General features: G+C 46.8%; 22 protein-coding genes, 1 pseudogene and 1 riboswitch. Of the genes and pseudogenes, 21 read left to right on the top strand and 2 right to left on the bottom strand.

The genetic code is table 11. The annotated features are described in order from the left end of the window. The first annotated feature begins 24 nt into the window (after positions 1-24). The 8 genes from N6H06_RS18235 (at position 25) to N6H06_RS18200 (ending at position 5,903) form a co-directional block, all read left to right on the top strand. A complete protein-coding gene (locus N6H06_RS18235; RefSeq protein WP_153020569.1) occupies positions 25-1,035 on the top strand; it encodes a tripartite tricarboxylate transporter substrate binding protein in 1,011 nt (336 codons plus the stop codon). A gap of 12 nt (positions 1,036-1,047) precedes the next feature. After that, positions 1,048-1,506: a tripartite tricarboxylate transporter TctB family protein gene (locus tag N6H06_RS18230; protein ID WP_062750248.1), complete on the top strand. Its 459-nt coding sequence runs from the start codon at positions 1,048-1,050 to the stop codon at positions 1,504-1,506. A 12-nt stretch (positions 1,507-1,518) separates the two neighbouring features. Continuing rightward, positions 1,519-3,030 carry a tripartite tricarboxylate transporter permease gene (locus N6H06_RS18225; RefSeq protein WP_213029493.1) on the top strand — a complete coding sequence of 504 codons (1,512 nt, stop codon included), beginning with the start codon at positions 1,519-1,521 and terminating at the stop codon, positions 3,028-3,030. Positions 3,031-3,290: 260 nt separating this feature from the next. Beyond that, positions 3,291-3,524, top strand: coding sequence for an AbrB/MazE/SpoVT family DNA-binding domain-containing protein (locus N6H06_RS18220; protein ID WP_011245871.1), 234 nt, complete (start codon positions 3,291-3,293; stop codon positions 3,522-3,524). A gap of 53 nt (positions 3,525-3,577) precedes the next feature. Next, positions 3,578-3,928, top strand: coding sequence for a type II toxin-antitoxin system death-on-curing family toxin (locus N6H06_RS18215; protein WP_404830363.1), 351 nt, complete (start codon positions 3,578-3,580; stop codon positions 3,926-3,928). 359 nt (positions 3,929-4,287) lie between these two features. Continuing rightward, complete coding sequence (locus N6H06_RS18210) at positions 4,288-4,494, top strand: NETI motif-containing protein (RefSeq protein ID WP_035204807.1); 207 nt, start codon at positions 4,288-4,290, stop codon at positions 4,492-4,494. A 126-nt stretch (positions 4,495-4,620) separates the two neighbouring features. Then, positions 4,621-4,986: a YybH family protein gene (locus tag N6H06_RS18205; protein WP_062750245.1), complete on the top strand. Its 366-nt coding sequence runs from the start codon at positions 4,621-4,623 to the stop codon at positions 4,984-4,986. Positions 4,987-5,270: 284 nt separating this feature from the next. Beyond that, positions 5,271-5,903: a hypothetical protein gene (locus N6H06_RS18200; protein WP_213029491.1), complete on the top strand. Its 633-nt coding sequence runs from the start codon at positions 5,271-5,273 to the stop codon at positions 5,901-5,903. Between the two features lie 116 nt (positions 5,904-6,019). Here N6H06_RS18200 and N6H06_RS18195 read toward each other — a convergent pair whose 3' ends face one another. After that, entirely contained in the window at positions 6,020-6,655 is a 636-nt protein-coding gene (locus N6H06_RS18195) for a helix-turn-helix transcriptional regulator (RefSeq protein WP_062750242.1), read from the bottom strand. Between the two features lie 553 nt (positions 6,656-7,208). On the opposite strand from N6H06_RS18195, the pseudogene N6H06_RS18190 reads away from it, so the two are divergent. Next, positions 7,209-7,827: pseudogene (locus N6H06_RS18190) on the top strand (RNA-guided endonuclease InsQ/TnpB family protein); the annotation flags it as partial. A gap of 143 nt (positions 7,828-7,970) precedes the next feature. Here N6H06_RS18190 and N6H06_RS18185 read toward each other — a convergent pair. Then, positions 7,971-8,708: a hypothetical protein gene (locus tag N6H06_RS18185; protein ID WP_263707647.1), complete on the bottom strand. Its 738-nt coding sequence runs from the start codon at positions 8,706-8,708 to the stop codon at positions 7,971-7,973. A 206-nt stretch (positions 8,709-8,914) separates the two neighbouring features. After that, positions 8,915-9,016, top strand: a riboswitch (purine riboswitch). A gap of 113 nt (positions 9,017-9,129) precedes the next feature. On the opposite strand from N6H06_RS18185, the gene purE reads away from it, so the two are divergent. Genes purE through purD form a run of 12 tightly spaced genes read left to right on the top strand, consistent with a single transcriptional unit; the run spans position 9,130 to position 21,781 of the window. Next, complete coding sequence (purE, locus tag N6H06_RS18180; RefSeq protein ID WP_062750240.1) at positions 9,130-9,621, top strand: 5-(carboxyamino)imidazole ribonucleotide mutase; 492 nt, start codon at positions 9,130-9,132, stop codon at positions 9,619-9,621. Next, positions 9,618-10,748, top strand: a complete 1,131-nt coding sequence (purK, locus tag N6H06_RS18175; protein ID WP_263707646.1) for a 5-(carboxyamino)imidazole ribonucleotide synthase — start codon at positions 9,618-9,620, stop codon at positions 10,746-10,748. Before purE ends, purK begins: the two co-directional genes overlap by 4 nt. Positions 10,749-10,767: 19 nt before the next feature. Next, positions 10,768-12,066 (top strand): adenylosuccinate lyase, encoded by a 1,299-nt coding sequence (gene purB, locus N6H06_RS18170; RefSeq protein WP_062750238.1) that lies wholly within the window; start codon positions 10,768-10,770, stop codon positions 12,064-12,066. Between the two features lie 24 nt (positions 12,067-12,090). After that, positions 12,091-12,810, top strand: coding sequence for a phosphoribosylaminoimidazolesuccinocarboxamide synthase (purC, locus tag N6H06_RS18165; RefSeq protein ID WP_263707645.1), 720 nt, complete (start codon positions 12,091-12,093; stop codon positions 12,808-12,810). Beyond that, positions 12,803-13,054 (top strand): phosphoribosylformylglycinamidine synthase subunit PurS, encoded by a 252-nt coding sequence (gene purS, locus N6H06_RS18160; protein ID WP_011245883.1) that lies wholly within the window; start codon positions 12,803-12,805, stop codon positions 13,052-13,054. Before purC ends, purS begins: the two co-directional genes overlap by 8 nt. Continuing rightward, on the top strand, positions 13,051-13,734 hold the full coding sequence (purQ, locus tag N6H06_RS18155; RefSeq protein WP_062750236.1) for a phosphoribosylformylglycinamidine synthase subunit PurQ: 684 nt from the start codon (positions 13,051-13,053) through the stop codon (positions 13,732-13,734). Before purS ends, purQ begins: the two co-directional genes overlap by 4 nt. Next, positions 13,718-15,943 carry a phosphoribosylformylglycinamidine synthase subunit PurL gene (purL, locus tag N6H06_RS18150; RefSeq protein WP_263707644.1) on the top strand — a complete coding sequence of 742 codons (2,226 nt, stop codon included), beginning with the start codon at positions 13,718-13,720 and terminating at the stop codon, positions 15,941-15,943. Before purQ ends, purL begins: the two co-directional genes overlap by 17 nt. Next, positions 15,919-17,331: an amidophosphoribosyltransferase gene (purF, locus tag N6H06_RS18145; RefSeq protein WP_062750234.1), complete on the top strand. Its 1,413-nt coding sequence runs from the start codon at positions 15,919-15,921 to the stop codon at positions 17,329-17,331. Before purL ends, purF begins: the two co-directional genes overlap by 25 nt. A gap of 23 nt (positions 17,332-17,354) precedes the next feature. Further along, the gene (gene purM, locus N6H06_RS18140; RefSeq protein WP_062750233.1) at positions 17,355-18,392 is read left to right on the top strand and encodes a phosphoribosylformylglycinamidine cyclo-ligase; all 1,038 of its coding nucleotides are present in this window, start codon (positions 17,355-17,357) and stop codon (positions 18,390-18,392) included. After that, positions 18,389-18,973, top strand: coding sequence for a phosphoribosylglycinamide formyltransferase (gene purN / locus N6H06_RS18135; RefSeq protein WP_062750232.1), 585 nt, complete (start codon positions 18,389-18,391; stop codon positions 18,971-18,973). Before purM ends, purN begins: the two co-directional genes overlap by 4 nt. After that, positions 18,970-20,505, top strand: coding sequence for a bifunctional phosphoribosylaminoimidazolecarboxamide formyltransferase/IMP cyclohydrolase (gene purH, locus N6H06_RS18130; RefSeq protein WP_263707643.1), 1,536 nt, complete (start codon positions 18,970-18,972; stop codon positions 20,503-20,505). The genes purN and purH overlap by 4 nt, the downstream gene beginning before the upstream one ends. A gap of 10 nt (positions 20,506-20,515) precedes the next feature. Next, on the top strand, positions 20,516-21,781 hold the full coding sequence (purD, locus tag N6H06_RS18125) for a phosphoribosylamine--glycine ligase (RefSeq protein WP_263707642.1): 1,266 nt from the start codon (positions 20,516-20,518) through the stop codon (positions 21,779-21,781). Positions 21,782-21,984 lie beyond the last annotated feature (203 nt).

The raw sequence follows: 21,984 nt of genomic DNA, 5'->3' as shown, positions 1-21,984 counted from the left end.
AATAAAACGAAAGGAGAGAGTAGGGTGTTCATAAAAAAAGGCATATGGACCGTGGGCATAGGTGTTGCTTTACTAATTAGTGGCTGTTCATTGCCGGTTCAAAGCGGATCCGTTAACGCAGAAGGGGAATGGGAGCCGGACCGCCCCATTGAGTTTATTGCTCCTGCGGCAGCTGGAGGCGGCTGGGACACAACCGCAAGAATGCTTGCCAAGACGATTGATGAAGAAAAGATTGCTGATCATAGTTTTGGCGTTGTCAATAAACCTGGCGGTGGCGGGGCAGTTGCTTGGGCATACATCCATAAGCGAAACGATCCCCATAATATCTTTATCTCCTCGCCACCGTTGCATTTTGTCGCCTTGGCTGGGCAGTCTCCATATGGCTACGAAGACTTTACGCCAATTGCCAATTTAATTGCCGATTACGGGGCATTCGCTGTGAGAGCAGATGCAAAGTGGGATACACTTGATGAATTATTTGCCGATATGCGCGAAGATCCGAGCCAAGTGACAACAATTGGCGTGTCATCTCCAGGAAGTATGGACCATATGCAGTTTGTCTTATTTGCTGATGCGGCTGGTGTCGACATTACAAAAATCCGTTATGTTTCCGATCAGGAAGGCGGGGCGATGACTTCTGTTTTAAATGGCAGCGTCGACGTTGTCTCAACAGGCGTGTCAGAAGCAGCGGAACAGGCTCGTGCAGGCAAAATGAAAGTTCTTGGCATCACAGCTCCTGAACGGTTGGAAGGCGAGTTTTTATCAACGTTGCCAACAGGGAAGGAACAGGGCATTGATGCAGAATTTGTCGTGTGGCGAGGCATTTTTGGGCCGCCGGATATGACCGATGAACAACTTGCTTATTATGAGTCGATCTTTAAACAAGCTTCCGAGTCTGAAGCGTTTGCGGAAGTGCGCGAGGCGTATGGGTGGGATGAAATGTACATGGATTCTGAGACGTTTCGTGCATTCTTAGGGGAACAATCAGAAGATTTAGAACAAATTTTGGATGAGCTAGGCTTCCGCCGTGACTAAAGGAGGGATCACATGAGACTTACTGTCAATCGAGGGATTTCGCTTGTGTTGATTGGGATTGCAGTTGTTTATTTAGTGATGGCATTCCAATTGCCAAAATACGCGTTTGTTCCCGTTGATTCGGACTTAGTGCCGAAAATGCTTGGAGCTAGTTTGCTTGTTCTAGGAATTTGTTTTTTCTTTGTGAAAGACCCTGATACGGAAGAGCAAAAGAAAAAGCGGACGATTCCCAAAAAGGAAGTTTGGATGCTCCTTACTGTAATGGGGCTCATTCTTATTTACATTACTGTACTTGAAGTACTTGGCTTCGTGATAATGACCACGTTATTCATTCTCGTATGTTCACGATTTTTAGGATATCGAAAGTGGCTTGTTAATGCGATTACATCGATTGCCTTTTCAGTCGGCGTTTATTGGTTGTTTAATTACGGGTTAGCCATTCGGCTGCCAGCAGGCATTTTGCCGTTTTAAAGGAGGGAGAACATGGGCTCATTTGAAGGGCTGTTGCAAGGCTTTCAAGTTGCATTCAGCTGGGAAGGAATTATTTTTGTTTTTATTGGCGTGCTTTTTGGCACCATCATTGGGATGATCCCCGGACTTGGGCCAATTAGCGCGATTGCGATTATGATCCCGATTACCTATGGCATGAATCCGACGATTGCACTTGTGATGATGGCCGGCGTCTATTATGGGTCGATGTATGGGGGCTCGACGTCGTCGATTTTGTTGAATGCCCCGGGTGTTGCTGGGACAGTCGCCGCTGCGTTTGACGGTTACCCGATGGCGAAACAGGGCAAGGCGGGGAAAGCCCTCGCGATATCGGCCATTTGCTCGTTTATTGGCGGTACAGTCAGCGTTGTGTTGTTAATGTTGTTTGCGCCAATGTTGGCAAGCGTCGCGATCTACTTTGGGCCGCCAGAATACTTTGCCCTTATGCTTCTTGGTTTGACAGCTATCGCTAGTTTAAGCGACGGCTCAACATTGAAAGCGCTCACATCTGCGGTGCTTGGGTTTATGGTTGTGACGATCGGCATTGATTCACAAACGGGGACAACCCGTTTTACATTTGGCAGCGTCAATCTGCTTGATGGCATCGATTTTCTCATTGTTGCCCTTGGTGTCTTCGCCTTGGCTGAAGTTTGTTTTCTTATTTTAAACCGGAAAGAATCAATGAGTGCCTTTAAAAACATCGGCAGTCTAAAATTAAGCAAATCGGATTTTAAGGAAATGACAGGACCAATGACAAGGCAGTCTTTCCTAGGCTTTCTCCTTGGTATTTTGCCAGGAGCAGGAGCAACCATTTCATCGTTTATTGCCTACATTTCTGAAAAAAAGCTTGCGAAAAAACCAGAAGAATTCGGCAAAGGCTCGATTAAAGGACTTGCCGCCCCCGAGACAGCGAACAATGCGGCAACAAGCGGCGCATTTGTGCCATTGCTCAGCCTCGGCATTCCTGGTTCGGGAACAACAGCTGTCATGCTTGGAGCGTTTCTCGTGCTAGGCGTCCAACCTGGCCCATTGTTAATGACTGAAAATCCAACTGTGTTTTGGGGGGTTATCGCCAGTATGTATATCGGCAATGTCTTCTTGTTAATTTTAAACTTGCCGCTTATTCCTTACTTCGTAAAAATATTGGCGGTCCCACGGCCTTTGCTTATTTCACTCGTTATCGTGTTTAGCATGGTCGGCGTATACGCGGTCAGCTTTAGCACATTTGACCTTTATTTACTCGTTTTATTTGGAATACTCGGCTATTTAATGCGGATCTTTGCTTTCCCGGCAGCCCCTTTTATCCTTGCCTTTATTCTTGGAGGAATGATGGAACAGATGTTGCGCCAATCATTAACGATTTCAGATGGATCGTTCATGATTTTTCTGCAAAGCCCACTCGCTGTATCGCTATTTGCCTTAACGCTTATTGCGTTAATTTTCCCAGAATGGCGGAAAAGAAGAGCAAACCGAAAACAAGACACCAATCGTACGATTGGGATGTAGGCAAGCCGCCCGAAATGGGCGGTTTCTTTCATTTTGCTAAAGACCACATTTCTGGACAGTAGTTTGGGGGTGGGATGGTATAGTATTGCTCAAGACAAGCTAGTTAGAAGCCGGTAAATACCAAACAAAGGCATGCTAATTAGGCCTATCGTTTTAACCGGTTGCATTTAGGGAATAATGACATAAACTAATATATACTAATGTATATACATCAAAGAAGGAGCGGTAGTATAATGAAAGAACAAAGAGGAGGTAAGAATATGTCCTTCAAAGTCCATCCCTGGGGAAATAGCAGTGCTGTACCGGTCCCATCCCATGTACGTAAAGTATTAGGAATTGAAAACGGTTCTGAGGTGGAAATTGAGGTCAAAGATGGGGCAATGATTGTGAAGCCAGTGAAAAAAGACGAAGGAGTTGACCAAGCGTTTATCGATTTCTTAAAAAAAACAGATAAGAAATTTGAGACTGTGACACGAAACTTGGTTGACCGGTAAAAATGAAATATCCAAGTGTGCAAGAAGTCATTAGGATTAATCATTATGTGATTATGAAATACTCACCTGATGAACAAATTGGCGTAAAGGAAATGAACTTACTGGAATCGGCTCTAAATCGTCCAAAACAATCAGTGCTTGGAAAAGATGCATACCCTACTATTTATGAGAAAGCCGCAGCTTTGTTTCAATCATTGGTGCAGAATCATTGTTTTTATAATGCTAATAAACGAACGGCCTTATGGTCGGTTGAATACTTCCTTGTTATGAACGGCTATGAATTGACAAATAATCAAGTTGAGCTCGAACGATTTACAGTAGCAATTGCGACTGATCATTTAGAGGTTGCAGATATTAGCAAATGGCTTCGCAAGCACAGTTCTCTTCAAGAGCATAAAGGATAAACTGTACCATTTTATTAAGTATAGAAGCCTATTTTTAGCTTATTGAGCTGGAAATGTCGGCTTCTTTTTTTATGATAAGTAGTTTTGAAACCGAATGTAGATGGTTCCTTTATAGCTGGCAGGCCTTTTAAAAGTATACTAATGTGCCTCCATTCTAAAAACGAATCACTAATAGCGAAAATAGACTTGGTTATAAAATGCTCCTAAGTTACAGCCTTTTCTCGGTACGAATCGGGGATTGGCCGTTCAATGTTTCTTAAAACTTTCTAGCTAAAAAGGAACTTATGTAGGTGAGGCGAATAGAGTGACTTGTGGTAAAATCGCTGTAAGGAAACTAGCTTTAATGGCAGGAGGAAAAAGTGAAACCGAAAAAACAAACATTTGAAGTCGGGGCCAATGAAACGATTAGCGATTGCTTGGCGCGGATGGAGCGGGAAGGCTACCGGCCAGTAAGGCGGATCGAGAAGCCCGTTTTTGCCCAGAAAAACAGCAAAGCGGAGCCTGAGTATGTTCGGCAGCGCATTGTATTTGAAGGCATTCGAACAGATGGCAATGATTTTGCGTAACGGCTCGTTCGTTTCGTTGGGAAATTGTTGACATCCGTTTTTCCTCTTTTAGTTCGTTACCCGGCAAAGGCTAAGACGTCCATAAAGCTTTAAGGATGGAAAAGCATGATCATTCAGGAGGACACTATGGAATATCAGAAAGCATTAGAGGCATACATTCACGCAACAAATACCCATGATTTTAATGAAGTAAAAAAGTTGCTGCATCCTGAGGCGGTGTACTGGTTTACAGATAAAACGTGTACGTCTTTGGAGGAAATCGGAAACTACTTCCAACACGCCTGGCAAGTCATTAAAGAGGAAGTTTACGCTGCGACAAATGTTCACTGGCTAGCTGCCGATGAGAAGGTCGCTACATGCATTTATACGTACCAGTATGAAGGATACCATAATGGCGCGTTTGTTTCAGGCAGCGGCAGGGCAACGAATGTTTTCACCGTTTATGACGGCGAATGGAAATTGATACATGAACATTTAAGCGGGAGTGTATAAGGAGTGGTTTTGAACCACTCCTTTTGTGTCTGCCCAATGAACGTGAACGAAAAAGATCAGTGATGTGTCTCGGTGTAGAGGCATCTTTACCGTATGATTGGTTGTTACAATCCGATCAAATCATTGGTTATATAGAAACATCAGTTGACAAAGGATTAGTGCTGATGAAGTCAGTCAATCTTTAAAGGGAGAACAAACTCCCTCTACATAAAGTTAGAATAGAATAGGGCTGATTTTATAACAATGAAAGGAGAGGCTTAAGATTAAAATAGGGGGAGAATCGAATGGATAACGCTACGTATGTCTGGTATGCCAGCTATGGATCGAATATGAACAGGGAGCGGTTTCTTTGTTATATAAAAGGCGGTCAACCAGAGGGAGCAGAGATCGAAGAAGTTGGTTGTTCGGATCCTGCCCACCCAATAAAGGAAAGTGCGCATCGACTGCCTTTCCCGCTTTATTTTGCTCAAAACTCAAACCGTTGGCAAAAGAAGGGTGTGGCTTTTATTGGCTTGACTCCTTTAGCGGGAGCTTATACATATAGCCGGAAGTATTTAATTACAAAAGAGCAATTTGAAGATGTCGTGAAACAGGAAAATAATGGACTCGCTTTTTCAATCGACATCGGCGAAGTGAAGCAAAGAGGGAGGAAAACGGTACTTCCTTCTTGGTACGGCACAGTGCTTTACGCCGGGGAAGAGGAAGGGTTTCCCATTTTTACATTTACGGCAAAGTGGAAAAAGGAAGTACCGTTCCATGCACCATCCTTTGAGTACTTAAGGATGATTGTAAAAGGGCTGTATGTCTATGTAGGATTGCAGCAAGGGGAGATCGTCACGTATTTGCGCGATAAACCAGGAGTAGCCGGAAACATAGCAGAGGAGGAGCTATGGAATCTTGTAAACAGTATGGCATAAGGTTCATCTTCTTCCATGAAAGCCACGAATAAAGGATACAACGTGGCGTCTAGAGATGCGCGTGTAAAAGTGTAAAGAATCTAGCTAGTATGAAATCCCCCTACTTTTATTGATCTTTATGATCGGACCTCGTCTAAATAATTGTACAACGTGAACTTTGAAATCCCGAAAAACTCACAAACACGATCACCAGCTTTTTTAATGAGAAAAGCCCCTTTTTCATCAAGATACTTTAGTGCTTTTAGTTTTTCATCTTTCGACATGTGGGAAACAGGCTTGCCGATTTCTTTTTGGCATTCTCCTATTAAATGATCAAGAAGTTCATTGACGTCACTTACAAATACTTCGTCGACTTTCTCCTCGGAGTCGTGCAACGTTAGTGATTTAATTGCATTCTCGGCAATCATCAAATCGGAAATGTCCATATTGATACAAATACTGCCGATTACTTCTTGTTTGCTATTTTTAAGATAGATAGAGGAAGAACGGACAACTTTTCCATCCCGTGTATGGGTGATGTAGTTATAACGGTCCCCTTCGTTGGTGCTGCCTCGTAATACTTCTAGCCCTAAATTACTCCCGCAATCGCCGACCCTTCTGCCAGTAACATGGGCGTTTTCAATGAGGACAATCGTACTTTCATACCCTTTTGTCAGATCGTGCAAAACAACTTCACAGTTGGGACCGAACTGAGCAGCAATTCCTTTAATAATAGAAGAAAGAAGAGGAAGCTCGTCGTGTATGCTTTCCATCTCTACACCCTTTCACAAAATTTTTTTGACTAAAAAATAATTTGTCTTCATTATACATTTTATGATTTTTAAACTCAATCAAGATCTGTATTAACAATGCACTGAATGAGTTGGAAGTGGCTGCTTCTGTGGTTGGCGGTTCGTCCGTCATCTTGGCCAGATAAGCGAATGCCCAGTTATCGGGATAGCGTTATGGAGGAGCGGCGGGTCCTGGGTTGCTTGAACTTTAAGGAGGAAAAGCAAGCCTGCTCAGCGATCGGCTAAGTGTGAGCTTAATCGTGAGAATGGGTGGTGGGGGAAGATAGAAAAACAGGGGTACATATTCTATAGGCTAGTTAGCGCAACTAGCCTGGGGATGTTTTCGTTGTCCGATTACTCTGCATTTGCTTGCCATTCATTGTTTAACGTATTTCCGAAAGAAGTCTCCCTCTTCAAGCGTGTGAAGGGCTTTAGCCCAACGGTAAGGGGAGATGGATACCGGTTGGACGATAGCCGAAAAGCTTTTCATATGATATAACAGGAACGTACATTCGGTTAAATGAGGCGATTTGATATGGCCAAACGAAATAAAGCGTATACGTTCAGATTGTATCCAACAGATAAACAGGCTTTGCTTATACGTAAAACGTTCGGATGTGTTCGCTATGTCTATAACAAGATGTTAGCGGAACGAAAAGAGACTATGCGTTACTGAAAAAGGATAAAGATGCCTTCAAAAAAGCGAAGCCCCTACTCCTGCCAAATACAAAAAAGAGTATGAGTGGTTGAAAGAAGTAGACTCATTATCGTTAGCGAACGCACAACTTCATTTGGATAAGGCATATAAAGCATTCTTCAAAGGAAAGGCTAAGTTCCCGAAAAGGAAGCGGCACAAGCAAAGCTACACAACGAATGTTGTAAATGGGAATATTCAGTTGTTGGGTGGTCATATCAAATGACCTAAAGTAAAAAGGGTCAAAATCAGACAACATCGAGAAATCCCTTCAGGACACTAAATCAAATCGTGCACGATTTCGATAACTTCATCCGGGAAATATGATATTTCCATTCTTACAGAGTATGAGAAGGAGATTGAGAGTAAGGAAATTAAAATGGTGGTTGGATTCACTCTTGGAACAAAATGGTTCGCTTGGTCCAGTTCGTCAGCTACTAAAAGTGGCGATTACCCAAGAAGCCCCCACTTCAAGCAGCCTGTAAGGGTAGTAAGTGGTGGGTAGTACACGTAGCTGTGATCGTCGAGCTCAAGCGTAAACAAGTCTCTTCCCCCCTTTTAAGATTCATCTAGTATAGCAAGGGGGATGAGAAAAGCCAATGCTTACTTAATGACAAACGCATTGCGGTATAACGCTGGATAGACAGCATTGGCGAGCATCACAAGGCCATTAAGCATGAGAAGCAAAGCGAAAACGACAATCACAGCTTGCAGGTAAGGAACACTAAGCCAAAACACCATGAATAACCCAGTTTGCATAAGCGCTGCCGCTATTAACGATTTGCTTGTCGCCGTCAAAAAAGAAAGGGGCGCGCTTGCTAGCAAAAAGTAAGCAGCCAAAAGCAAAACGTGCCAATCGCTGCCTTGGAAAAATACAAGAATAACGGGGATGTGCCAACAGGTGATAATGGCACCGACAATGAGCGAGGATTGCCAAAAAGTCAATCTAGTAAACTCTTTTTGAAAAAAACCACGCCAACCGACCTCTTGCAATAGGGCAGCGAAAAAAACGAGCAGCCAAATAAACGGATTCGTCATCAGTGCAGGCGCGATAAGCGTAAAAGAAGACAACAGGACAAAACAAAAGAAAAGCGGGACGAAAACGGCAACAATCCACCAGACGTTTGGTTTCCCTGAAAGGAAAACATGGGCAAAGAACGAGTCGCTATAGTTTGATAGATGCAACGTATAAGCAGCAAATAGCGGGCTTGCTGCGGCAAAAATAGCAAGGTATAAAACCGGTGTTTCCGGGACGGCAAGCGCGAGTGCGGCGCATCCCCAGGCAATGCCAAAAACAATAAACAGAAAGAGGCGTTTGGTTCGTTGTTCAAAAGCGCTCATCGTCTGTCCTCCTTATCAACAATGACAATCATGAAATTAAATGGAGTATCATTGAATCAATGTACATTATGCTATGCAGCAATTGGGCATTTGTTTCAGCAGTACCTAAAAAAGATAAAAACGAACAATGTAAAATACTTTTAATAAAATGTTCGACTATTTATTGACACTTACGAGGAGGATGCGTAAACTAAAAGGGGAAAAGCAAGTTAAAAACGAAAACGCCTCATATATACTCGGGAATATGGCTCGAACGTTTCTACCCGGCAACCGTAAATTGCCGGACTATGAGGGGAAGTCATTACGCGCATATTAGCCTTTTCGGCATAGGATTTGCGAACTTTCTCTCATGGAGTATCTGGAAAGAAAGCGGTTCTATGCTTTTTCTGTTTGCAAAAAAGACAAGAGTGGGGGATGTGACATGAAACAGCCGATCGTCGGCATCATTATGGGCAGTACTTCTGATTGGGAAACCATGCGCCATGCCAGTGAGATTTTAGAAGAACTTGGCGTTCCTTATGAAAAAAAAGTGGTGTCCGCCCACCGTACTCCTGATTATATGTTTGAATACGCGGAACAAGCGGAAGAGCGGGGGCTTCGTGTCATTATTGCAGGGGCAGGGGGAGCGGCCCACTTGCCAGGAATGGTTGCGGCAAAGACGCTTCTCCCGGTCATTGGCGTTCCTGTTGAATCACGTGCATTAAAAGGGTTGGACTCCTTGTTGTCGATTGTACAAATGCCAGGGGGAGTGCCTGTGGCCACGGTTGCAATCGGCAAAGCAGGTGCGACTAATGCTGGGCTTTTGGCAGCGCAAATGATTGCAACAACGGACCAGGCGTTGCAACAACGATTGGCAAAGCGCCGTGAACGCATCAAAAAGACCGTTCTAGAAAGCAGTGGTGAACTCGTATGAACGAAGTAAAGCCAGGGAGCACGATCGGCATTATTGGCGGCGGCCAACTGGGCCGGATGATGGCGTTATCGGCTAGGCAAATGGGGTACCGGATTGCTGTGCTTGACCCGACTCCTGACGCCCCGTGTGCACAAATCGCGGACCATGTGTTTACGGCCGCCTATGATGATGGAGAAGCGTGCAAACAACTTGCCGATGTAAGTGATGTCATCACATATGAGTTTGAAAACATAGATGAAAAAGCAGCTAAAAAAATCACAGAGTTAAGCGACTTTCCCCAAGGGTTTAAAGTGCTAGGGACAACACAGCATCGTCTTAAAGAAAAACAGGCCATTTCTGCTTTAGGGGTGCCAGTCGCCCCTTTCGCTCCTATTTATGAGGAAGCCGATATCGAAGAAGCACTCAAAAAAGTAGGCTTGCCAGCGGTTTTGAAAACTTGCCGCGGCGGCTACGATGGCAAAGGCCAAGCGGTTGTACACACGAAAGCGGAATTAGAAGCAGCCGTAAAAACGCTTCTTGCCTCAGGGGAGCTTGTGCTCGAAGCAATGATTCCCTTTGAACGGGAGATATCGGTTATTGTCGCCAAATCGCGCAATGGCGAAGTGAAGACCTTTCCTGTAGCAGAAAATGAACATAAAGACAACATTCTCCATCGTACGATCGTTCCGGCCCGCATTAAAAGCGAAACAGAAGAACAAGCGCTTGAGTTGGCTGTGAAAATAGTGAATGGTTTGCAGGCAGTCGGGCTGTTAGCGGTAGAAATGTTCGTCAACGAAGATGGGTCGTTGCTTGTCAACGAACTCGCCCCTAGACCCCATAATTCGGGGCATTATACAATAGAAGCGTGCCGCACTTCCCAGTTTGAGCAACATATCCGCGCTGTGTGCGGATTGCCACTCGGCTCGACTGAATTGTTGGCCGCCGCGGCAATGGAAAACATACTTGGAGAGGATATTGGCCCATTGCTTGGCCGCCTTGACCGTCTCGGCTCCGTTTCGTTGCACCTTTATGGAAAGAAAGACGCGAAACCAAAGCGGAAAATGGGGCACGTAACGGCGCTTGGAAACGATGCCGATCATTGCTTACGCTTGCTGGATGAATTGTGGCTACAAACGACTTTACATTAATTGTTGGAGGAAACAACGAATGATTGAACGGTACACACGCCCAGAAATGGGTGCTATTTGGACAGATGAAAACCGCTATAAGGCGTGGCTTGAAGTAGAAATTGTCGCTTGTGAAGCTTGGGCGGAGCTAGGCGAAATTCCGAAAGAAGATGTTGCGAAAATTCGCGAGAACGCAAGCTTTCGTGTCGAGCGTATTTTGGAAATTGAAGAAGAAACGCGCCATGATGTGGTCGCCTTCACGCGGGCCGTTTCAGAAACGCTTGGCGAAGAGCGGAAATGGGTTCATTACGGCTTAACGTCAACAGACGTCGTTGATACGGCGCTGTCGTATTTGCTGAAACAAGCAAACGCGATTCTGGCAGAAGACTTAAACCGCTTTTTAGACATAATTAAAACAAAAGCGCAAGAACATAAATATACAATCATGATGGGGCGCACACACGGCGTGCACGCAGAACCAACGACATTTGGCTTAAAGCTCGCCCTTTGGTACGAAGAAATGAAACGAAACATTGAACGCTTCCAACATGCGGCTGAAGGCATCCGCTTTGGCAAGCTTTCAGGGGCAGTAGGCACATATGCCAATATTGACCCACGCGTCGAGCAAATCGTGTGCGAAAAGCTTGGCTTAAACCCAGCGCCGATTTCCACGCAAACGCTCCAGCGTGACCGCCACGCCGAATACATGGCAAGCTTGGCGTTAATCGCGACATCGATTGAGAAATTTGCCGTCGAAATCCGCGGCCTGCAAAAAAGCGAGCTCCGCGAAGTCGAGGAATATTTTGCAAAAGGGCAAAAGGGCTCCTCTGCGATGCCTCATAAACGCAACCCCATTGGCTCTGAAAACATGACAGGCCTTGCCCGTCTGATGCGTGGTTACATGAACACGGCTTATGACAATGTGGTCTTGTGGCATGAACGGGACATTTCCCATTCATCGGCCGAGCGTGTCATTTTGCCAGATGCAACGATTGTGCTCAATTACATGCTGAACCGGTTCGGCAACATTGTTAAACATTTAACGGTTTTCCCTGAAAACATGAAGCGTAATATGACCCGGACGTACGGGCTCATTTATTCACAGCGTGTGCTCCTTAGCTTAATCGACAAAGGCATGGTCCGTGAAGAAGCATATGATCTTGTCCAGCCGAAAGCGACACAAGCGTGGGAGGAAGGCGTTCAATTCCGTGAACTGGTGGAAGGAGAGCCACGCATTACGAATGTGCTGTCGCCAAAGGAATTAAATGAGTGCTTTAACTATGAACACCATATGAAGCATGTCGATACAATTTTTACACGTCTTGGTTTAAACGACTAATATCCATAAGGGGCTGAGCAAGCAATGGTTAAAGGGGAATTGCTTTACGAAGGCAAAGCCAAACGGATTTACCGCAGCGGCGAAGAAGGAGTACTGTGGGTCGAATATAAAGATGATGCCACAGCTTTCAACGGGGAAAAGAAAGAGACGCTTGCAGGCAAAGCACGGCTCAATAATGAAATTTCTTCTCTCATCTTTGCCACGCTTGCAAAAAAGGGGATTCCGTCGCACTTTATACGGAGATTATCTGACACGGAACAACTAGTCAAACAAGTAGACATCATTCCTCTTGAAGTAGTGGTCCGCAATGTTGTCGCTGGCAGCATGGCTAAACGTCTTGGCATTGAAGAAGGAACGGCGCTGAAAAAGCCTCTTGTGGAGTTTTATTATAAAGACGATGCCCTCGGTGACCCATTGGTGACCGAGGACCACATCGGCATTTTAGACGTCGCTACTGCAGAGGAAGTAGCGCAATTAAAACAAATGGCCGCTGCCGTGAATAATGAGTTAATCGAGTTGTTTGCCACAGTCGGTGTGCAATTAATTGACTTTAAGCTTGAGTTTGGCCGCACGCAAGCAGGGGAGTTGCTCCTTGCCGATGAAATATCGCCAGATACGTGCCGGCTATGGGATAAAGACACAAAGGAACGTTTTGATAAGGATCTTTTTCGCAGAAATCTAGGAAACTTACAAGAAGGCTATCAAGAAATTTTATCCCGGCTAGGAGGGCTTTACCATGTATAAAGTGAAAGTCTATGTCACCCTGAGAGAAAGTGTGTTAGATCCCCAAGGAGGCGCTGTCAAAAGTGCGCTCCACGCGATGGATTACCAGGAAGTTACAGATGTCCGCATCGGCAAGTACATGGAATTGCAGCTTGAATCTACTGAAAAGCTTGAAGAGCGCGTCAAAGAGATGTGTGAGAAATTGCTTGCCAATACCGTTATTGAAGACTACCGCTTTGAAGTGGAGGAGGTTGTCCCATCATGAAGTTTGCGGTCATCGTGTTTCCAGGCTCCAATTGCGATGCAGACATGTATCATGCCATTAAAGACGGGCTGGGCGAGGAAGTAGAATATGTCTTCCATACGGAAACGTCTTTAGACGGTTTTGATGCTGTGCTTCTTCCAGGCGGCTTTTCCCATGGCGATTACTTGCGTTCTGGAGCAATCGCCCGCTTTGCGCCAATTATGCCAGCAGTCATCCAAGCGGCTGAGGCAGGCAAGCCTGTACTTGGCGTTTGCAACGGATTCCAAGTACTGCTTGAAGCCGGTTTGCTTCCTGGGGCAATGAAGCGCAATATCGATTTGAAATTTGTGTGTCGTACAGTCGAATTGGTTGTCGAAAACAACGAAACGATGTTTTCTTCTGGCTATGAACAAGGGCAAACGATTCGCATTCCTGTCGCTCATGGCGAAGGCAATTATGAATGTGATGACGAAACGTTAGCAAAGCTTCATGAAAACAAGCAAATTGTCTTTCGTTACAATGAGCATGTCAATGGCTCCAAAGGCGACATTGCTGGCATTACCAATGAACGGGGTAACGTGCTTGGCATGATGCCGCACCCAGAACGAGCAACGGAAACATTGCTCGGAAACGATCAAGGATTGGCTGTTTTTACATCGATCTTACGCAACTGGAGGGAATCTCATGTCACAGCTTCTTGAGCCAAGCGCTGAAACGATTAAAGCCGAGCGGTTATATCGAGAAATGGGCTTGACGGATGATGAATTTGCACTGGCTGAAAAAATGGTCGGCAGGCCTTTGAATTTCACAGAAACAGGCTTGTTTTCCGTCATGTGGTCTGAGCATTGCAGCTATAAAAATTCAAAAGTACTGTTGAAAAAGTTTCCCACTGACGGCGAGAACGTGCTCCAAGGCCCAGGTGAAGGGGCAGGCATTATCGACATTAAAGACGAACAGGCGGTTGTGTTTAAAATTGAAAGCCATAACCACCCGTCTGCGATTGAGCCGTACCAAGGCGCTGCAACTGGCGTCGGCGGCATTTTGCGCGATGTCTTTTCGATGGGTGCCCGTCCTGTTGCATTGTTAAACTCGCTCCGCTTTGGCGAACTCGAATCAAAAAAAGTGAAGTACTTGTTTGAAGAAGTTGTGGCCGGGATTGCTGGATACGGCAATTGTGTCGGTGTGCCAACGGTCGGCGGAGAAGTGCAATTTGACCCGTGCTACGAAGCGAACCCCCTTGTCAACGCAATGTGCGTCGGTTTAATCGACCATAAAGACATTCAAAAAGGCCAAGCAAAAGGTGTCGGCAATACCGTTATGTATGTCGGCGCAAGCACAGGCCGTGATGGCATTCATGGCGCAACTTTTGCCTCAGAAGAGTTAAGCGAAGCCTCTGATGCCAAACGGCCAGCCGTCCAAGTCGGCGACCCGTTTATGGAAAAGCTGTTGTTGGAAGCATGCCTAGAAGCGGTTCAATCGGATGCGCTTATTGGCATTCAAGATATGGGTGCCGCTGGCCTCGTTTCTTCTTCAGCCGAAATGGCGAGCAAAGCAGGTTCAGGGATCGAAATGAACTTGGATTTGGTGCCACAGCGTGAAGCAGGGATGACACCGTATGAAATGATGCTGTCCGAATCCCAAGAACGGATGTTGCTCGTTGTCGAAAAAGGGCGAGAACCCGAAATCAAAGCGATTTTTGAACGGTGGAACCTCCATGCTGTGGAAGTCGGTGTTGTCACAGATGATCGCCGGCTCCGTTTAACCCATAAAGGCGAAATCGTTGCGGATGTGCCCGTTGATGCTCTGGCAGAAGACGCCCCTGTTTACCATAAGCCGTCAAAAGTGCCTGCCTATTTTGATGTTTTTCAACAACAGGCTCCTTATCTTCCTGAAATCACAGACGCGAATGAAACGCTTCTGAAGCTTTTGGCTCAGCCAACGATTGCCAGCAAAGAATGGGTGTATGAGCAATATGATTATATGGTGCAAACGAATACCGTTGTTGAGCCTGGCTCAGACGCTGCGGTGATTCGCATCCGCGGCACGAATAAAGCATTAGCAATGACAACCGATTGCAATTCCCGCTATTTGTATGTAGATCCAGAAATGGGCGGCAAAATTGCGATTGCGGAAGCGGCGCGGAATCTCGTTTGTTCAGGAGCGAAGCCACTTGGTGTAACAGACTGCTTGAACTACGGCAATCCGGAAAAGCCAGAAATTTTCTGGCAGCTAGAAAAATCGACCGATGGCTTAAGCGAAGCATGCCGGGAGCTAGGGACGCCTGTCATTGGCGGCAACGTGTCCCTTTATAATGAACGGTCTGGCGGTGCTGTTTATCCAACTCCTGTCATCGGCATGGTTGGCTTGGTTGAAGACGTGACTCATATTACGACGCAGTCGTTTAAAGATGCAGGCGACCTGATTTATGTAATCGGTGAAACCAAAGCAGAGTTTGGCGGCAGCGAGCTGCAAAAAATGCTAGCTGGCGAACTGTCGGGGAAAGCGCCGGAAATTGATTTGGCTGTAGAGAAAGCCCGCCAACAGCAATTGTTGAGCGCAATCGAACAAGGCCTTGTCCAGTCTGCCCATGATGTTGCCGAAGGCGGGCTTGCTGTTTCCTTAGCGGAAAAAATGATGGAATGCCCGTTTGGCGCTGAAGTCAGTCTATCCCTAAGCGCAGCTGAGCTGTTTGCTGAAAGCCAATCACGTTTTATTGTCACCGTGAAGCCTAGCGATCAACAACGATTTGAAGATACGGTCCGTGATGCGGTTGCAGTTGGGGCTGTTACGGAAAGCAGAAAATTGACGATTCGTAGCGAAAATGGAAATGCTGTCATCGACCTTTGCCAAGATGAATTAGTGAAAGCCTGGAAAGGGGCTATTCCATGTTTACTGAAATCAAAGGCTTGAATGAAGAATGTGGCGTATTTGCTGTTTGGGGCCATAAAGAAGCTGCGCAAATCACGTATTATGGGTTGCACAGCCTCCAACACCGCGGCCAGGAAGGTGCAGGCATTGTCGTGTCCGACGGAAACAAGCTCTCTGCCCATAAAGGGCTCGGCCTCGTCAATGATGTATTTAATCAAGATGTCTTGCGTAACCTCCAAGGCAAGGGCGCGATTGGCCATGTTCGTTATGCGACGGCAGGTGGAGGCGGCTATGCCAATGTCCAGCCGTTGTATTTCAATTCGCAAAAAGGCGGTCTTGCGATTGCCCACAATGGCAATCTTGTCAATGCCAATCACTTAAAACACCAGCTTGAAGCCCAAGGGTCGATCTTCCAGTCTACATCGGATACGGAAGTGCTTGCCCATCTCATTAAACGCAGTGGCTACTATACGTTAGAAGAACAATTGAAAAATGGGCTGTCTTCCTTAAAAGGCGCCTATGCCTTTGCTGTCATGAACGAGCGCCAACTGATAGTCGCCCTTGATCCAAATGGGTTGCGTCCCCTTTCCATCGGACGTTTAGGCGATGCGTATGTCGTTGCTTCAGAGACATGTGCGTTCGACATCATTGGCGCCACCTACGAGCGTGAAGTGATGCCAGGTGAATTGCTCATTATTGATGATACAGGCTTGCGCAGCGAACGCTTTGTTTCTCCAGGGAACCGGGCGATTTGCAGCATGGAATACGTTTATTTTGCACGGCCAGATTCAAATGTAGATACAATCAATATTCATACAGCGAGAAAAAATTTAGGAAAACAGCTTGCGATTGAAGCGCCAGTTGAAGCGGATGTGGTGACAGGCGTGCCTGACTCCAGCATTTCCGCAGCAATTGGCTATGCTGAGCAGTCTGGCATTCCTTATGAGTTGGGCATGATCAAAAATCGCTATGTCGGGCGTACCTTTATTCAACCTTCACAAGAACTACGGGAACAAGGGGTAAAGATGAAGCTTTCCCCTGTTCGTGGCGTCGTTGAAGGCAAACGTGTCGTTATGATTGACGATTCGATTGTACGGGGAACGACTAGCCGCCGCATTGTCCACATGCTTCGTGATGCAGGGGCAGCCGAGGTTCATGTCCGCATTTCATCGCCACCGATTAAACATCCGTGCTTTTACGGGATTGATACGTCAACGACGGAAGAATTAATTGCTTCCAACCACTCAATTGAAGAAATGCGGGAAATCATGGGTGCTGATTCACTTGCTTTTTTGTCGACTGAAGGCTTAAAAGTAGGGATTGGCCGTTCTGAAGCCATGCATAATTGCGGGCAATGCCTCGCCTGCTTTACAGGCGAATACCCAACGGAGATTTATGCCGACACCGTGCATCCGCACGCGAAAGTATAGCAAAGGATCGGAGGAGAGCATTCGTGTCAAACGCATATAAAGAAGCAGGGGTCGATATTCAAGCTGGTTACGAAGCAGTAAACCGAATGAAACGGCACGTGGAACGAACAACAAGAAAAGGGGTACTTGGCAGTTTAGGCGGATTTGGCGGCAATTTTGACCTTTCATCATTAGGGTTAAAAGAGCCTGTACTTGTATCAGGAACCGACGGCGTTGGCACGAAGTTGATGATTGCTTTCATGGCAAATAAGCATGACACAATCGGCCAAGATGCAGTCGCGATGTGTGTCAACGACATCGTCGTACAGGGAGCTGAACCGCTCTATTTTTTGGATTATCTAGCTTGTGGAAAAGCAGTGCCAGAAAAAATTGAAGCGATTGTCAAGGGTGTCGCCGATGGGTGCGAAATAGCAGGCTGTGCCCTTATTGGCGGGGAGACGGCGGAGATGCCTGGCATGTACGGGGAAGAGGAGTACGATTTGGCCGGTTTTTCAGTCGGGGCAGTCGAAAAAAAAGACTTGCTGACAGGCGAACATATTCAAGCAGGGGATGTCCTGATTGGACTCCCATCAAGCGGCCTTCATAGCAATGGCTTTTCTCTTGTCCGCAAAGTATTGCTGCAAGACGCAGGCCTGACGTTGCAGACGGAATGTACCACACTTGGAAAGACGCTTGGAGAAGAGCTCCTGACACCGACAAAAATTTATGTAAAACCGTTGCTTGCATGCCTAAAACAAGGGTTGCTTACTGGTGCAGCCCATATTACAGGAGGCGGCTTTTACGAAAACATTCCCCGCATGCTGCCAAAAGGCGTAGGCATTCATATTGACTACGGTTCATGGCCGGTACCGCCGATTTTTTCATTGATCCAGCAGAAAGGCGGCCTATCTGAACAGGATTTATTTCAGACGTTTAACATGGGCATTGGCATGGTGCTTGCTGTACCTGAGGACAAACACCAACAAGCGCTTGCCACTCTTGAAGCTAATGGAGAAGACGCCTATATTATTGGGCGCGTAACGCCAACAGAAGGAACGGTGATTGGGGGCATTGGTGCATGAAGGTCGCGGTCTTTGCTTCTGGGACGGGAACGAATGCCGAAGTGCTCATCAAAGCAGCAAAAACAGGCGAACTAGGCGGAGAGATCGCTCTTGTCGTCAGCGATAAGCAACATGCTCCAGTACTCGAAAAAGCGCGGAACTTGGGAGTGAAGGCGGAGCATCTTTCGCCAAAATCTTTTTCCAATAAAGCAGCTTATGAACAAGCAATTTTGGCGCTTCTTACAAAAGAAGGCATCGGTTTTATTGTGTTAGCAGGCTATATGCGGTTGATTGGACCGACGTTGCTTGATGCCTATCAGGGAAAGATGATTAATATCCATCCATCGCTTTTGCCGGCGTTCCCTGGTTTGGACGCAATTGGCCAAGCGTTGGAGGCAAAGGCAGAAACAACAGGCGTAACCATCCATTATGTCGATGCAGGCATGGATACAGGCCCGGTGATCGCCCAACAGCAAGTAGTGATTGCCAAAGGAGAGACGCGGGAGACGTTAACGGCAAAAATCCAAGCCGTCGAGCACACGCTCTATCCGGCGGTTGTAAAACAAGTTTTAAACGAGCATGTTGAGGGGGAACAGCAATGACGAAGCGAGCACTTGTTAGTGTATCAAATAAAACAGGCTTAATCCCATTTGTAAAAGGGCTGGCAGAAGCAGGGGTGGAGATCCTATCCACTGGCGGCGGAACCAAACAGGCATTAGAAGAAGCGGGCATCGCTGTTGTCAACGTTTCAGATGTAACTGGCTTTCCGGAAATTTTAGATGGCCGTGTCAAAACACTCCATCCCAAAATCCATGGCGGCCTATTAGCGATGCGCAATAACGATGAACACATCAAACAAATAGAAGAACTTGGCATTCAGCCGATTGATTATGTTGTCGTCAATTTGTATCCATTTGCAGAAACGATTGCCAACCCAGAGGCGTCATTTGCTGATGCAATTGAAAACATCGATATCGGTGGTCCCAGCATGCTCCGCTCCGCAGCTAAAAACCACGCCGATGTAACGGTAGTGGTAGATCCAGCCGATTATGATGCTGTGCTTGCTTCCCTTGGCGCAAGCAAGGAAGAGCAACTTGCCCTACGCCAAAAACTAGCTGCAAAAGTATTCCGCCATACGGCGGCCTATGATGCGATGATCGGCAGCTATCTAACCGATGCCGTTGACGAGGAAAATCCCGAAAGCTTGACGGTTACGTATACACATAAACAAACGCTCCGTTACGGGGAAAATCCACACCAAAAAGCTGCTTTTTATGAAAGCAGGACAAGTTCGCCATCATCCATTGCCCAAGCAAAACAACTTCATGGCAAGGAATTGTCTTACAACAATATCAATGACGCCAATGCAGCTCTTGAAATCGTAAAAGAATTTAGCGAACCTGCGGCGGTAGCTGTCAAACATATGAACCCATGCGGTGTTGGCACTGGCGCAACTATTGGCGAAGCCTATACGCGCGCTTATGAAGCAGACCCGAAATCGATTTTTGGCGGCATTGTAGCTCTGAACCGAGAAGTGGACCGTGAAACAGCTGAAAAAATGGCGGCGATCTTTTTAGAAGTCATTCTCGCCCCTTCATTTAGCGAAGAGGCGAAAGCCATTTTGCAGCAGAAAAAAAACATCCGTCTTCTAGAAGTCGCTGTCACCAAAGGCGAGCTGGAGAAAAAGCTTGCCTCCGTCCATGGCGGATTGCTCATTCAGGAAGAAGACCATTTAGGCTTTGACGACGGGGACATCCGCATTCCGACTAAACGGGAACCGACAGAAGAAGAGTGGACGGCGTTGAAGCTCGGCTGGAAAGTTGTCAAGCATGTGAAGTCAAACGCGATTGTGCTCACGAATGGCGAAATGACAGTCGGCATTGGCGCTGGGCAAATGAACCGTGTCGGTGCAGCGGCGATTGCAATTGAACAAGCTGGCCAGCGAGCGCAAGGCGCTGCTCTCGCATCGGATGCGTTCTTTCCGTATGGGGATACAGTAGAAGCAGCCGCAAAAGCGGGCATTACCGCGATTATTCAGCCAGGCGGCTCCGTTCGTGACAACGAATCGATTGAAAAAGCAGATGAATATGGAATCGCCATGGTCTTTACAGGCGTACGCCACTTCAAACATTAAGGAGGTACCTATGAATGTGCTTATTATTGGCGGCGGCGGGCGCGAACATGCGATTGCATGGAAAGCAAAACAAAGCAGCCAAGTCGACAACGTCTATGTAGCCCCAGGAAACCCAGGAATGGAAGGTGTCGCTACATGCATAGGGCTTGCCGAATCAGACCATGACGCGCTCGTGCAATTTGCGATCCAAAGCGATATTGGCTTAACGATTGTTGGGCCTGAAGCGCCGCTGTTGGCAGGGATCGTTGACCGTTTTGAAGAGGAAGGGCTGCCTGTGTTCGGCCCCCGCCAAAGGGCTGCGCTCCTTGAAGGGTCGAAGTCGTTTGCGAAAGAGATCATGACAAAATACGGCATTCCAACTGGCAAAGCCCAAGCGTTTTCCGATTACGAGGAAGCGGTAGCGTACGTGAAACAAGAAGGGGCGCCGATTGTAGTAAAAGCAGACGGTCTAGCTGCTGGCAAAGGCGTCACCGTCGCTTTGACAGAGGAAGAGGCAATCGCTGCCCTCCGCCATGTGCTAGTCGAAAGCGCATTTGGCGAAGCAGGCGCACAAGTCGTCGTCGAAGAATACCTCGAGGGCGAGGAACTGTCGCTTATGGCGTTTGTGAGCGGCAATACTGTTGTGCCAATGGTCGGAGCTCAAGACCATAAACGCGCCTATGATGGCGATCAAGGCCCGAATACAGGCGGAATGGGAGCCTATTCGCCTGTTCCACAGTTCAAACAAGCTGATGTAGAGCGCGCTGTAGCAGAAGTATTGCAGCCGGCAGCGGACGCCATGGTCAAAGAAGGCCGGCCATTTACAGGCATTTTATACGCTGGCTTGATGATGACCGCCCAAGGGCCAAAAGTAATCGAATTTAACGCCCGCTTCGGCGATCCAGAAACACAAGTCGTCTTGCCACGGCTAAAATCTGATTTAATTGACGTAATGGTGAGTTTGCTAAACGGAGACCCTGTAAAACTTGAATGGAAACAGGAAGCCGTAGTCGGCGTCGTGCTCGCGAGTGTCGGTTACCCTGGCGCCTATGAAAAAGGCGTGTCCATTGCTGGCATTGAAGCAGCTGCCACGAAGGGGCTTGTGTTCCATGCAGGCACAACAAAGCAAGGGGACGTTTGGCAAACCAATGGCGGGCGCGTCTTGTTGACTGCTGCCACTGGAAATACGATTGCCGATGCCCAATTGGCTGCTTATCAAGCTGTGAAAGAAATTAAAAGTGACGGCTTGTATTACCGAAAAGACATTGCTGTAAAAGCGATGGAAGCGGCGAAGTAACACAGTACCGTTGTTAGACGAGGAGTGTAGGTGATCGACTCGGACGAGCGTTCAAGAACAGCGGTTCTCTTGCTTTGAAACGATTGTTCGAAAGCATAGACTTGTGCAAACGCCAACGTACCGAGTGTTTGCCTACAACTTGACCAATGGCGCTAGGGGATGAGTGCCATTGGTCTTTTTTTCAGTCATTATGTCAAACAAGC

It is taken from the genome of Shouchella tritolerans (genome assembly GCF_025770735.1).
Classification (GTDB): domain Bacteria; phylum Bacillota; class Bacilli; order Bacillales; family Bacillaceae_D; genus Shouchella; species Shouchella tritolerans.
Note: the sequence above shows the minus strand (reverse complement) of the source record. Positions and strands in the feature narration are given on the sequence as shown.